Raw genomic sequence first — 12408 nt, 5'->3', positions numbered from 1 at the left:
GGCCTGCCCCACCCCCGCATTGCCACGCCCCAGTGCCTGTATGGCGCGCACCGCACCAACTCGCGCGGGCTGGACCTGTCGAACGAAAACACGCTGACCGAACTGGCTGCCACGCTGCAAGCCACCGCCACCCACACCTGGACGGCGGCCCCCCTTCTCGCCGCTGATGTGCCCACAGGCACCACCCAGCCCGTGCGCAACCCCGCCAACCACAACGACGTGGTGGGCCAGGTGCAAGAAGCCACCACCGCAGACGTGGACCAGGCCCTGGCCCACGCCCAGGCCGCTGCAGCCCCCTGGGCCGCCACGCCACCCGCCGAGCGCGCCGCAGCCCTGCTGCGCACCGCCGACCTGTTGGAAGAGCGCATGCAGCCCCTGCTGGGCCTGCTGATGCGCGAGGCGGGCAAGAGCGCCAGCAACGCCGTGGCCGAAGTGCGCGAAGCCGTGGACTTCCTGCGCTACTACGCCGCCCAGGTGCAAAGCACCTTCGACAACACCACCCACATCCCGCTGGGCCCGGTGGCCTGCATCAGCCCCTGGAACTTCCCGCTCGCCATCTTCATGGGCCAGGTCGCTGCCGCACTGGCCGCAGGCAACCCGGTGCTGGCCAAGCCCGCCGAGCAAACCCCACTGATCGCCGCCGAGGCTGTGCGCCTGTTGTGGCAAGCGGGTGTACCCCGCGCTGTAGTGCAACTGCTGCCGGGCCAGGGCGAAACCGTGGGCGCACGCCTGATCGGCGACGCGCGCGTGATGGGCGTGATGTTCACCGGCTCCACCGAAGTCGCACGCATTCTGCAGCGCACCGTGGCAGGTCGCCTGGACGCCGCAGGCCGCCCCATCCCGCTGATCGCAGAGACCGGCGGGCAGAACGCGATGATCGTGGACTCATCCGCCTTGGTGGAACAGGTGGTGGGCGACGCCGTGTCGTCCGCCTTTGACAGCGCAGGCCAGCGCTGCTCCGCGCTGCGTGTGCTGTGCGTGCAGGAAGAAGCCGCCGACCGCGTGGTCGAGATGCTGCAAGGCGCCATGGGCGAACTGCGCGTCGGCAACCCCGCCGAGTTGCGTGTGGACGTGGGCCCCGTCATTGATGCCGAGGCACAGGCAGGCATCGCCCAGCACATCGACAAATTCAAGGCCCAAGGCCACCGCGTGTTCCAGCACCCGAATCACGTTTCTGCAGTCAGCGCACCGGGCACCTTTGTGCCCCCTACCCTGATCGAACTGAACCACATCGGCGAGCTGCAGCGCGAAGTCTTCGGCCCCGTGCTGCACCTGGTGCGCTATGCCCGCAACGACCTGGACCAGCTGCTGGACCAGATCAACGCCACCGGCTACGGCCTGACGCAGGGCGTGCACACCCGCATCGACGAAACCATTGCCCGCGTGGTCAACCGCGCCCATGCCGGCAACGTGTACGTCAACCGCAACATGGTGGGCGCCGTGGTGGGCGTGCAGCCGTTTGGCGGCGAAGGCCTGTCGGGCACGGGGCCCAAGGCTGGCGGGCCGTTGTACCTGCTGCGCCTTCTGTCGCAGCGCCCGGCCGATACGCTGCCGCGCACCTTTGCCGAGGCCGACCGCACCAGCCCACCCGACACCGAGCGGCGCGAACGTCAGCTGGCCCCGCTGGGCTCCTTGCAGCAATGGGCGCACAACCAGGGCAATTTGGCCTTGGCAGGCCACTGCCAGCGTTTTGCGCAAGAAACGCAGAGCGGCACCGCCCGCACCCTGCCCGGCCCCACGGGCGAGCGAAATGTCTACACCCTGGCACCCCGCGCCCGTGTGCTGTGCTTGGCGCAGGGGGCGGACGACCTGCTGGTGCAGACGGCCGCGGTACTCGCCAGCGGTGGCACCGCCCTGTGGCCCCACGCCCATGCAGGGCTGCGCGCGAAGCTACCCACGCACGTGCAGGCCCAGGTCACGCTGCAAGACAACGCGCTGAGCGATGGCTCCATGGCATTGGACGCCGTGCTGCACCATGGCGACGCCCACTCGCTGCAGGCGGTGTGCACCACCCTCGCCCGCCGCCCCGGGCCCATCGTGGGCGTGACTGCGCTGCAGCCCGGTGCATCGGACATCCCGCTGGAGCGCCTGCTCATCGAACGCGCCCTGAGCGTGAACACGGCAGCGGCAGGGGGCAATGCGAGTCTGATGACGATTGGATAAACACGCGATGCCACGCAGCACATCGGGCGGTCAAAAATCCAAGCAAAATTGGCCGTTACCGCGCGCTAGCAAAGCACTTAATGCTATATAATTTATAGCAAATCAAGTCTGCAATGCGAGCGGCAAGTTCAGCAGCAAGTTTTGCGGCTTGATGCGCACCACGCCCTCGGCATTGGTGGCCAACCCTAGGTACACCGGCTTGCTAGCCACGTCTGCGCGCATCTCCGCCGGGTTGGCAAAGGTCAGTGTGAACAGGCTCACCAGGCGCTGCATGCGCTCGGCCACCACGGGGCGGTCCTGGTAGAGGTCGTTGAGGATGGCCGTGGACTCCACGTCCAGCCCGATGTGCCAGCGCCAGGCCCTGTCGGTAACCTGGTGCACAGGCTCGATCTGCACCTGCACGCCCAGCAGATGGGCCACCCAACGCTCCAGCACGCGGGCCAGCGCCTTCAGACCCGATCGGGCGCGGGTCATCTTGAAGGTCAGGCCATGGCTCAGGTCCTGTGTCAGCTCGTGGGTCAGGTCGAGCAGAAAGTGGTGGCGGTCGCTCTCCTGCCAATATAGCGCCGCGTTGTCGGCCGACAGCACCTCGACCTGCGCCGTGGGCTGCAGTGCGCCGCTTTGCAGCAGCAGTCGCCCCACCTCGCCGAGGCCCGCTGTCTCGTTGAGCATGTCCAGCGTCGCCCGGTCGCCTGCCAGCATTTGCCCGTCTTGCAAAGTAATGCGCTGCGGCCGAAACAGCATCTCGGCAGCGCGGGCCTCGAAAGCGTCATTGCAGTCATCCAGCACATTGCGTAGCAGGGCCTGCACCACGGCGTCGATGAATACGGCGGGCACATTCACCGCTCCACTGCGCATGAGTTGCAAGTAGTACGCCTCCAGCGTGCCCGCGGCCAGCAGGCCATCGCGAAAGCGGAGGAATACGGTGTAGTTTTCGCGGGCGTCCGCGTCCTGCAAAGCAGCCAGCTCCGCAGAGGCAATCACCCGCGCGGGCGACACCTTGAGCGATTCATGCAGTGCGATCTCAGCAGCGCACGACTCCGGCACCAGCGCCAGCTCTGGTCGGGCCAGCAGCCAACGCAGGTATCCATCGGAGGGAGCCAGCCAGCCACGGACATCGTGCTCCAGTGTTTGGAAACCACAATAGGGCCAGAAATCGTGAAGTGTTGTCATGAAGAAACGAGAAGTCGAATGGCTTCAGGGGAAGGTAGCCGAGGAAGCTTTCGGACGACGATGCCGGACTGCGAGTGCGCATGGGCATCCACATGCTTCGCAACATCACCAATCAAGAAAGGCCTGCTGCCGTGCCTGCAAGGACCAGCGCGCGAGCACATCATGCCTGCCCAGGCCGTAGAGGCTGTCTACCAAGGCAAACTGCGTCACGGTCCACGCCACGGGAGCGACCACCATTCGGTCAATGCCTTCGTGCTTGTAGTGCAAAGTCATGTGCGGGCGGAAACGGCTGCGGATTCGGGCTTCTGCAAACCCCATGCGGCGCATCGTGTTGCCAAGCGCGTGCTGAAACCCTCGCAAGTCACGCGCAGCGCCCGCTTGCGGCGCCAACTCGACGGTACCAAATGTCCCCCCTTCAACTCCGCCTCGGGACTGCAGCACCTCGAGGCGGACCCCAAACGGTTCGTAGTCCATGGCGCTACCCGCTGCCACCGCCAAGTCGATTACCTCTTGGGGGATGCTGTTCAGAAAGCGCCCCAGGTAATGGAGCGTGATGTGCAGCCGATCCAAGGACATTGGCTCGCCTCTGCCCGCCCCACAGGGTCCTTGGGGGCGCTGCAGTAACCTCTTGGCCATCTCGGCGGCAAGAGGCGTAGGGGAAAGAAAATAGTAGAGATCGTGAAGCTGGGACATGGCACACAAAGCTCCGGAAGATCCGTCGCATTGTGCGCCAATACTGTTTAAATAACCAGTATTTTGATTTACACCCCACTCACTCCCACTCAATCGTCGCTGGCGGCTTGCTGCTCACGTCGTACGTCACGCGGTTGATGCCACGCACTTCATTGATGATGCGGCCTGACACCTTCTTGAGCAGCGCGTAGGGCAGCTCGGCCCAGTCGGCGGTCATGAAGTCGCTGGTCTGCACGGCGCGCAGTGCCACCACGTAGTCATACGTGCGGCCATCGCCCATCACGCCCACGCTCTTGACGGGGAGGAACACGGTGAAGGCCTGGCTGGTGAGGTCGTACCAAGTCTTTTGCGTGGCTTCGTCGCGGAAGTTGCGCAGCTCTTCGATAAAGATCGCGTCGGCACGGCGCAGCAGGTCGGCGTACTCCTTCTTCACCTCGCCCAGAATGCGCACGCCCAGGCCGGGGCCGGGGAAGGGGTGGCGGTAGACCATGTCGGGCGGCAGGCCCAAGGCCACGCCCAGTTCGCGCACTTCGTCCTTGAACAGATCGCGCAGAGGTTCCAGCAGCTTCAGGCCCAGCTGCTCGGGCAGGCCGCCCACGTTGTGGTGGCTCTTGATGGTGACGGCCTTCTTGCTCTTGGCGCCGCCGGATTCGATCACGTCAGGGTAGATCGTGCCCTGGGCCAGGAAGGTGGCGCCCTTGTGGCCGCCGGTGCCCGCCTTGAGCTTGGCAGCCTCGGCCTTGAACACGTCCACAAACAGGCCACCGATGATCTTGCGCTTTTGCTCGGGCTCGCTCACCCCCGCCAGCTTGCCCAGGAACAGGTCGCTGGCGTCCACGCGGATGACCTTGGCGTGCAGCTTGCCTTCGAACATGTCCATGACCATGTCGCCCTCATGAAGGCGCAGCAAGCCATGGTCCACAAACACGCAGGTGAGCTGGTCGCCAATGGCGCGGTGGATGAGCGCTGCCGCGACGGACGAATCCACACCACCCGACAGGCCGAGGATCACTTCCTCATCGCCCACCTGTTCGCGGATTTTCTGCACGGCTTCTTCGATGTAGTCGCCCATGACCCAGTCGGCACGGGTGCCGCAGATGCCCAGCACAAAACGCTCCAGCAAGGCGCGGCCCTGCACGGTGTGCGTGACTTCGGGGTGGAACTGCACGGCGTAGTAGTGGCGGCTTTCGTCGGCCATGCCAGCAATGGGGCACGACGGTGTGGAGCACATCACTTTGAAGCCCGGGGGCAGCGCCGTGACCTTGTCGCCGTGGCTCATCCACACCTTGAGCATGCCGTGGCCTTCGGGCGTGGCGAAGTCTTCGATGCCCTTGAGCAGCTCGGTGTGGCCATGGGCGCGCACTTCGGCGTAGCCAAATTCGCGGGTGTTGGAGCCCTCGACCTTGCCGCCCAGTTGCTGGGCCATGGTCTGCATGCCGTAGCAGATGCCCAGCACGGGGATGCCGAGTTCAAACACCGCATTGGGTGCCTTGTCATCCACCTCGTACACGCTGGCGTGGCTGCCCGACAGGATCACGCCCTTGAGCGAGCCGTCCTTGGCGTAGTCACGGATCCACTCGTCGGTCACGTCGCAGGGGTGCACTTCGCAATACACATGGGCCTCGCGCACACGGCGGGCGATGAGCTGGGTGACTTGCGAGCCGAAATCGAGGATGAGGATTTTCTGGTGTTGCATGGTGGTGGTCCGTCAGAGGCTGGAGAGATCAAGAAGCGGGACGCCGCTGCGCTGGGCGGCAGCGATCTGCTGGGGGTCGAAAGTGGCCAGCGGCAAGCGCAGCGAGCGCGCCAGCCACAGGTAGGCAGCATCAAAGGTAGGCAGGCCGGTGTCGAGCGCCACGTCCATCACGGCCTTGTGCTGTGCGGGGGCCAGGTCGTGCAGCTCCACACGGTGGCGAATCGCTTCGAGCACGCCCCACAGGCCTTCAACCGATGCGGATGGGATGCGGCCGCTATGCACGCCGCTGGAGATGAGGTTGCTGCATTCCCACTGCCAGAGGTTGGGCGCCTGCGGCTCAACCTCGTCGCGGCGGATCAGGGTGTACAGGCGGCGGGTGTGTTCGCTGGCTGTGTCGGGCAGCAGCCAGGCGGCGGTGACGGAGGCATCGAGGACGAAGGCGGTCATGCAGCGCTCCGGCCTTTGCGGCGCAAAGCATCCGGCGCTTCGCCTGCGGGGCGCAAAGTATCGGGGGAGTTCGCCCCGACTGCGGGGCGCACCGTGGCATGCAGCGCATCGATCTGGCCCAGCTCGCGGGCGATCTGCTCGTCGGTGATCACGGGGCGACGGCGCACGGGCAGCATGCGCACCACCTCCTTGCCATGGCGGGTGATGCGCACTTCTTCACCCTGCTCGACCAACTCGATCAAGGCAGAGAAGCGGCTCTTAGCTTCGTAGATACCGACGGACTGCATGGAAACGCGGACCCTAAAAAAGAAAAGTCTGGCCTGAATAATGAATTCAGACCAGACTATATCATTCTGGCCAGATTTAATCAATCAGGCCAGACTGGATCAACAACGATCAGTCAGCGCGGTAGTTCGGCGCTTCCTTGGTGATCTGTACGTCATGCACATGGCTTTCGCGGATACCGGCGGTGGTGATCTCGACGAACTCGGCCTTGTTGTTCATCTCTTCGATGGTCGCGCAACCGCAGTAGCCCATCGAGGCACGCACGCCGCCCGCCATCTGGTAGACGATGCTGACCATGGAGCCCTTGTAGGGCACGCGGCCTTCGATGCCTTCGGGCACGAGCTTGTCGGCATTGGGGTTGCCCGTGCTCGACTCCTGGAAGTAGCGGTCCGCACTGCCCTGCTGCATGGCGCCGATGGAGCCCATGCCGCGGTAGCTCTTGTAGCTGCGGCCCTGGAACAGGATGACTTCGCCAGGTGCTTCTTCAGTGCCCGCAAACATGCCGCCCATCATCACGGTGCCCGCGCCAGCAGCCAGGGCCTTGGCGATGTCGCCGCTGTAGCGGATACCACCGTCTGCAATCAGCGGCACGCCCGTGCCCTTGAGCGCAGTGGCCACGTTGTCGATGGCCATGATCTGGGGTACACCCACACCCGCCACGATGCGGGTGGTGCAGATGGAGCCAGGGCCGATACCAACCTTGACTGCATCCGCACCGGCCTCAACCAGCGCCAGCGCCGCCGCGCCGGTGGCGATGTTGCCGCCGATCACATCGATCTGCGGGTAGTTCTGCTTGACCCAGCGCACGCGGTCGATCACGCCCTTGCTGTGGCCGTGGGCGGTGTCCACCACGATGGCGTCCACACCGGCCTTGACCAGGGCTTCGACGCGTTCCTCGGTGCCCTCGCCCACGCCCACGGCAGCGCCCACACGCAGGCGGCCTGCAGCGTCGCGCGCCGCATTGGGAAAGCTGGTTTGTTTGGTGATGTCCTTCACCGTGATCAGCCCCTTGAGTTCAAAGGCGTCGTTCACGACCAGGATGCGTTCGAGCTTGTGCTTGTTGAGCAGCGCCTTGGCCTGTGCAGGCGTGGTGCCCTCTTTTTCGTTGACCGTGATGAGCTTCTCGCGCGGGGTCATGATCTGGTGGACCTTGACGTCGTAGCGGGTCTCGAAGCGCAGGTCACGGCCCGTGACGATGCCGACCACCTTGCCGCCGTCGCACACAGGGAAGCCCGAAATGCCCAGTTGCTCGGACAGCTGCAGCACCTGCAGCACCGTGTGCTCGGGGGTGATGACCACAGGGTCGCGCAACACACCGGATTCGTAGCGCTTGACCTTGGCCACGTGGGCGGCCTGCTCTTGCGCCGTGAGGTTTTTGTGCACGATACCAATGCCGCCCTCCTGGGCAATGGCAATGGCCAGACGCGCCTCGGTCACGGTGTCCATGGCGGCGGACACGAGCGGCAGGTTCAGCTGGATGTTGCGGGAGAGTTTCGTCGCGAGGGACGTGTCCTTGGGCAGGACCTGGGAGTACGCTGGCACCAGCAACACATCGTCGAAGGTGAGCGCTTTTCCAAGAAGGCGCATGAGAAAGCTCCAAAAAACGGATTGTACCCGTGCCGCGTATGACGCACTGCCGATACGCCCGTTCGCCCCGCCCCCAGCCCACTCCATTCCAGCCTCACCCGGCCCGGCGGGCTGCGCCGCCGGCATGGCGGCGCCATGGTGCCGCCACGCAGCACAGCAACCCAAAGTGGCCGTCCATCCCGCTGTACTGGCGGGTGGCGGGCCACACGGCTAAACTTGTTCGCATGAAAATACACAAGACTCTCCTGCTGGCCGTGGCCTGCACCTGGGCCATGGGCGCGGCAGCGCAGTGGCAGTGGATCGACAAGGACGGGCGCAAGGTCTTCAGCGACCGCCCCCCTCCGGCAGATATCCAGGAAAAAAACATCCTGAAGCAACCCGGGGGCAGCCTCCCTGCCCGCCCGGTCCCCGCCCCGGCGGCCGCCACCGCCACTGGCGATGCGCCCGCAGCAACGGCGCCTGCCACTGCAGCCGCAGCGGCCCCCAAGCCAGCTGCGAGTGCCGCAGGCAGCGGCAAGGACAAGGAGCTGGAAGAGAAAAAGGCCCAGGCCGAAGCCGCTGAAGCCGCCAAGAAAAAAGCGGAAGACGAGAAGATCGCGAAAGCCAAGGCAGAGAACTGCACCCGCGCCCGTGCCGCAAAAGCCGCGTTCGATGCAGGCAAACCCATCACCCAGACCAATGCCCAGGGCGAGCGCATTTTCCTGGACGGCCCCGCCCGCGCGGCAGAGGCCAAGCGCATCGATGGCATCGTCGCCTCGGACTGCGCGCGCTGAGCCGCATCGCTCAGCAGGTTCTGTCTCAATACCCCGACTTGCCCCCGGGGCGCTGGCGGGCGAACAGGCCGGTGGAGCGCGCGCCCTGGCGCGCGAAACGCTCCCGGCGCGCCACCTTGGGGTCCACTTTCAAGGGGCGGTAAACCTCCACACGGTCTCCGCGCTGCAGTGGCGCGTCCAGTGCCGCAGCCCGTCCCCACACCCCGACAAATGGTGCACCCATTTCTGTCATTTCTGCAGCCCCCGCCGGTGCTGGTGACGGCAACGGCGCAGCGCCAATGGCTCGCAGGGCATCGGCCACCGAGGCCCCATGGGGCAGATCCAACGTCCATTCGCGAGTCTCGCGTGGTGCCACACACACCACCACCGTGATCTGCATCGTGGGGAGTGCCTCGCCCGGTTCCCCGGTACTCACATCAGCCATACACCTGTTCCGCCCGCTTGACAAAAGCGTCCACCATGCTGCCCGCGATGCGGTCAAATACCGGCCCCACCAGCGCCGCCAGGGCCGCACTGTCAAAGCCATAGTTCAGGAGCAGTTCCACCTTGCAGGCGCGCTGCTGGCCGTCACCCACGGGGTGGAAATGCCAGTCTCCGTCCAGGCGCGAAAACGGGCCCTTGACCAGATGCATCTGCACGCGGCGCCCAGCCTCGTGCGTGTTGCGCGTCACAAAAGTCTGGCGAATACCGCCAAGCGCAATACCCACCTCGGCGGTCATGCCGTCCTCGGTCTGCTCGAGCACAGCAGAGCGATCGCACCAAGGCAAGAACTGCGGGTAGTGCTCCACCCCGGTGACCAGGGCAAACATTTCTTCGGGGCTGTACCAGATGAGGACGGACTTTTGAACGGTTTTCATGCAGACACTGCTTGCGCGGGGCCACGCAAGCGGGGGAGAAATTAGAATCGCGGCTCGCGAGACGACAACATTGTAGGGAGGCCTTTTATCTCCCCGTTTGCGCCGCATCTAAACCCAATGGCCAAGAAACCTGATCCCACGTCCCGCATTGCTGACAACAAGAAAGCGGCCTACAACTATTTTTTTGAAGAGCGCCACGAGGCGGGCATGGTGCTGCACGGCTGGGAGGTGAAGGCGCTGCGCGAAGGCAAGGTGCAACTGACCGATGGCTATGTGCTCATCCGCGACGGCGAACTGTTCCTGCTGGGCTGCCTGATCCACCCGCTCAAGACCGCCTCGACGCATGTGAACCCCGAGTCTGCACGCACCAAGAAGCTGCTGCTCAAGAAGGACGACATCAAGCGGCTGATCGGCAAGGTCGAGCAGAAAGGCTTCACCCTGGTCCCGCTGAACCTGCACTGGAAGAACGGTTTCGTGAAGTGCGAGATCGCGCTGGCCAAGGGCAAGGCCGAGCACGACAAACGCGACACCATCAAGGACCGCGAAGGCAAGCGCGAGGTCGAGCGCGCGATGAAAAGCCACAACCGGTAGCCCGCGCGGCGTGGCGGGTCTGTAGCCGAGCGCGCCAGCGTCAGCCCGTCATCTCTCGCCCCCAGCCATGTCGCCATCGCTTGGCCGCCCTGTTGCAAGCAGAGGCTCTGATGGCTTCAGAAACCGCCCCCCTCAGGGCTACCAAGCCATCAGGCCAGCGCCGCCAGCGGGTGGGAATGTGCCGGCCAGGGGCTGGCAAAAAATGGCGCCACCATCTCGGGCGTCACGTCTTCGATGCGCGCGGGGCTCCACTTCGGTGCGTGGTCCTTGTCCACCGCCAGGGCGCGGATGCCTTCCACCGTTTCGCTCTGGCCGGGGCGCAGGTAGAAGCAATGGCGCACCATGTCGCGTTCCATGCGCAGGTCGTCGGCCAGGCCCATGCCGCGCGCGCGGCGGATCTGTTCCAGCACCACGTTCAGCATCAGCGGCGAGCGCTTGCGCAAGGTGGCTGCCGTGGCACGCGCCCAGTCGCTGTCTGCGGACTCCAGGGCCGACACGATCTCACCCACGGTGGGCAGCGCAAAATATTGGTCAATTTGGCCCTTTGCGCCTGACAGCATTGGCTCAATTGCTATAAATTTTGAAGCAACATAGTCTTTGATGGCGGCGCCGCTGGCAAAGGTTTGCGTCGCCAGGGCGTCCCACACGGCTGCCTGCTGGTCGGCGGGCAGGCAGCCATCGGCCAGTTGACTGTCGATGGCATCACCGGCACCGATGGTGTCGCCCGTCAGGGCCAGCCATTCGCCCACGCGGCCCGGGCAGCGGCTGAGGAAGTAGCCGCCCCCCACGTCGGGGAACAGGCCAATCGCCGTTTCGGGCATGGCCATCTTGGTGCGCTCGGTCACCACGCGCAGGGCTGCGCCCTGGCTGATGCCCATGCCGCCGCCCATCACGATGCCGTCCATGAAGGCGATGTAGGGCTTGGCGTAGTTGTGGATCAGGTGGTTGAGGGCGTACTCCTCGGTGAAGAAGTCTTCGAGCTGCGGGTTGCCCTGGCTGCCCGCCTGGTGCAGAAAGCGGATATCGCCGCCCGCGCAGAAAGCGCCAAACGGGCCTTCCTTGTTGCTGCCACGAATGGCCACCGCCAGCACCCGCGCATCGTTCTGCCATGCCAGCAGGATGCCCATCAGGTCACGCACCATGCCGAGCGACAGGGCATTGAGCGCCCGTGGACGATTCAGGGTGATGAAGCCCACCTGGCCACGCACTTCGCTCAACACTTCAGACACAACCGTCTCCGTCATTTTTGTTCCTTCCAACCCAACAGTTCATTGAAAACCAGCGCACCGATGACCAGTGCGCCGCCAGTCAGCACGGCGGGGGCAGGCTTCTCGCCCGCCCCCAGCCATGCCAGCAGGATGCCGAAAATCACTTCCAGCAAACCCAGCAGCGCCATTTCGGGCGCCTTGAGCACCCTGCCGCAGCGCACCGCCAGCACGCAGGGAATCGCCAATTGCACCACGCCCAGCAAGGCCAGCAGCCCCAGGTCGTAAAAAGATGCCTGGAAAGGCACCGCCAGCGGCAAGGTGGCTACCACCGAGATCACCGCCCCCACCAGCACCGCCGGCACCAGGTCCACCGCATGGCCATGGCGCTGCGAGTGCTGCACCACCGTCCAGTTGACCGCTGCCGCCACCGGCACGCACAGGGCCACCAGTGTGCCCAGCAACGGCAGGCCTGCCATTTGCGAACCGTACATCCAGCCAATGCCCAGCCCTGCCACCGCAATGGCAGCCCAGGTGCGCGGAGCAATGTGGTGGCCGATGAACACGCGCGCGAACAGCGCCGTGAGCAAGGGGCCCACCGACATGGTCACCAGCACGTTGGCCACTGGCATCAGCACCAGCGCCACCATGAACGCCGTGAACATCACGCTCCAACACACGCCCGAAATCCACAGCGCGCGCCCGCCATGGCGCATGGAGGCAAACACCGCCCGGCCCTGCAGCATGGGCAGGATGACCAGCAGCGCCAGCAGCGTGAAGAAGCTGCGCCAGAAGGTCACCTCAAAGCTCGCCGCGTGCTCCAGGTGGCGCGTGACCACACCGGCGATGGACCACATCAGGGTCACGGCCACCATCAGCACCACGGCGCGGGAGTGTGTGAGTTTCAACATGGGCTCAAGATTGCAGACGGAAAAAAG

At 64.9% G+C, this 12408-nt stretch carries 13 protein-coding genes; 3 read left to right on the top strand and 10 right to left on the bottom strand.

Features of this window, described 5'->3' with window-relative positions; all coding sequences use genetic code 11:
* A partial coding sequence (locus AC07Z7_RS14410) for an L-glutamate gamma-semialdehyde dehydrogenase (RefSeq protein ID WP_494766644.1) occupies nucleotides 1–2163 on the top strand: 2163 nt, incomplete at its 5' end.
* A 102-nt stretch (nucleotides 2164–2265) separates the two neighbouring features.
* Here AC07Z7_RS14410 and AC07Z7_RS14405 read toward each other — a convergent pair.
* The 6 genes from AC07Z7_RS14405 to guaB form a co-directional block, all read right to left on the bottom strand.
* Nucleotides 2266–3336, bottom strand: a complete 1071-nt coding sequence (locus AC07Z7_RS14405; RefSeq protein WP_494766643.1) for a DUF6352 family protein — start codon at nucleotides 3334–3336, stop codon at nucleotides 2266–2268.
* A gap of 105 nt (nucleotides 3337–3441) precedes the next feature.
* A complete protein-coding gene (locus AC07Z7_RS14400) occupies nucleotides 3442–4029 on the bottom strand; it encodes a 2'-5' RNA ligase family protein (RefSeq protein WP_494766642.1) in 588 nt (195 codons plus the stop codon).
* Between the two features lie 79 nt (nucleotides 4030–4108).
* Nucleotides 4109–5725, bottom strand: a complete 1617-nt coding sequence (guaA, locus tag AC07Z7_RS14395) for a glutamine-hydrolyzing GMP synthase (protein WP_494766641.1) — start codon at nucleotides 5723–5725, stop codon at nucleotides 4109–4111.
* 12 nt (nucleotides 5726–5737) lie between these two features.
* Nucleotides 5738–6172: a type II toxin-antitoxin system VapC family toxin gene (locus AC07Z7_RS14390; protein ID WP_094290861.1), complete on the bottom strand. Its 435-nt coding sequence runs from the start codon at nucleotides 6170–6172 to the stop codon at nucleotides 5738–5740.
* Nucleotides 6169–6459 (bottom strand): type II toxin-antitoxin system Phd/YefM family antitoxin, encoded by a 291-nt coding sequence (locus tag AC07Z7_RS14385; protein ID WP_094290860.1) that lies wholly within the window; start codon nucleotides 6457–6459, stop codon nucleotides 6169–6171. Before AC07Z7_RS14385 ends, AC07Z7_RS14390 begins: the two co-directional genes overlap by 4 nt.
* Nucleotides 6460–6568: 109 nt before the next feature.
* On the bottom strand, nucleotides 6569–8044 hold the full coding sequence (gene guaB / locus AC07Z7_RS14380) for an IMP dehydrogenase (RefSeq protein WP_094290859.1): 1476 nt from the start codon (nucleotides 8042–8044) through the stop codon (nucleotides 6569–6571).
* 224 nt (nucleotides 8045–8268) lie between these two features.
* On the opposite strand from guaB, the gene AC07Z7_RS14375 reads away from it, so the two are divergent.
* Nucleotides 8269–8817 carry a DUF4124 domain-containing protein gene (locus AC07Z7_RS14375; protein WP_494766640.1) on the top strand — a complete coding sequence of 183 codons (549 nt, stop codon included), beginning with the start codon at nucleotides 8269–8271 and terminating at the stop codon, nucleotides 8815–8817.
* A gap of 25 nt (nucleotides 8818–8842) precedes the next feature.
* Here the strand turns inward: AC07Z7_RS14375 and AC07Z7_RS14370 are convergent, their stop codons facing one another.
* Complete coding sequence (locus AC07Z7_RS14370) at nucleotides 8843–9241, bottom strand: RnfH family protein (RefSeq protein WP_494766639.1); 399 nt, start codon at nucleotides 9239–9241, stop codon at nucleotides 8843–8845.
* Nucleotides 9234–9674 (bottom strand): type II toxin-antitoxin system RatA family toxin, encoded by a 441-nt coding sequence (locus AC07Z7_RS14365; protein WP_063460724.1) that lies wholly within the window; start codon nucleotides 9672–9674, stop codon nucleotides 9234–9236. The genes AC07Z7_RS14370 and AC07Z7_RS14365 overlap by 8 nt, the downstream gene beginning before the upstream one ends.
* A gap of 117 nt (nucleotides 9675–9791) precedes the next feature.
* Between AC07Z7_RS14365 and smpB the strand changes: the two genes are divergently transcribed.
* Nucleotides 9792–10265: an SsrA-binding protein SmpB gene (gene smpB / locus AC07Z7_RS14360; protein ID WP_094290857.1), complete on the top strand. Its 474-nt coding sequence runs from the start codon at nucleotides 9792–9794 to the stop codon at nucleotides 10263–10265.
* 149 nt (nucleotides 10266–10414) lie between these two features.
* Here smpB and AC07Z7_RS14355 read toward each other — a convergent pair whose 3' ends face one another.
* Nucleotides 10415–11509: an enoyl-CoA hydratase/isomerase family protein gene (locus tag AC07Z7_RS14355; RefSeq protein ID WP_494766638.1), complete on the bottom strand. Its 1095-nt coding sequence runs from the start codon at nucleotides 11507–11509 to the stop codon at nucleotides 10415–10417.
* Complete coding sequence (locus tag AC07Z7_RS14350) at nucleotides 11506–12381, bottom strand: DMT family transporter (RefSeq protein WP_494766637.1); 876 nt, start codon at nucleotides 12379–12381, stop codon at nucleotides 11506–11508. The genes AC07Z7_RS14355 and AC07Z7_RS14350 overlap by 4 nt, the downstream gene beginning before the upstream one ends.
* Nucleotides 12382–12408 lie beyond the last annotated feature (27 nt).

This window comes from Acidovorax sp. GW101-11A03, assembly GCF_059424825.1.
This window is presented reverse-complemented; position numbering and strand designations above follow the sequence as displayed.

Coding starts and splice junctions, on each gene's coding strand:
- smpB (WP_094290857.1), top strand. CDS start 9,792: ATGGCCAAGAAACCTGATCCCACGTCCCGCATTGCTGACAACAAGAAA.
- AC07Z7_RS14375 (WP_494766640.1), top strand. CDS start 8,269: ATGAAAATACACAAGACTCTCCTGCTGGCCGTGGCCTGCACCTGGGCC.
- AC07Z7_RS14365 (WP_063460724.1), bottom strand. CDS start 9,674: ATGAAAACCGTTCAAAAGTCCGTCCTCATCTGGTACAGCCCCGAAGAA.
- AC07Z7_RS14400 (WP_494766642.1), bottom strand. CDS start 4,029: ATGTCCCAGCTTCACGATCTCTACTATTTTCTTTCCCCTACGCCTCTT.
- AC07Z7_RS14350 (WP_494766637.1), bottom strand. CDS start 12,381: ATGTTGAAACTCACACACTCCCGCGCCGTGGTGCTGATGGTGGCCGTG.
- AC07Z7_RS14405 (WP_494766643.1), bottom strand. CDS start 3,336: ATGACAACACTTCACGATTTCTGGCCCTATTGTGGTTTCCAAACACTG.
- guaA (WP_494766641.1), bottom strand. CDS start 5,725: ATGCAACACCAGAAAATCCTCATCCTCGATTTCGGCTCGCAAGTCACC.
- AC07Z7_RS14355 (WP_494766638.1), bottom strand. CDS start 11,509: ATGACGGAGACGGTTGTGTCTGAAGTGTTGAGCGAAGTGCGTGGCCAG.
- AC07Z7_RS14370 (WP_494766639.1), bottom strand. CDS start 9,241: ATGGCTGATGTGAGTACCGGGGAACCGGGCGAGGCACTCCCCACGATG.
- guaB (WP_094290859.1), bottom strand. CDS start 8,044: ATGCGCCTTCTTGGAAAAGCGCTCACCTTCGACGATGTGTTGCTGGTG.
- AC07Z7_RS14385 (WP_094290860.1), bottom strand. CDS start 6,459: ATGCAGTCCGTCGGTATCTACGAAGCTAAGAGCCGCTTCTCTGCCTTG.
- AC07Z7_RS14390 (WP_094290861.1), bottom strand. CDS start 6,172: ATGACCGCCTTCGTCCTCGATGCCTCCGTCACCGCCGCCTGGCTGCTG.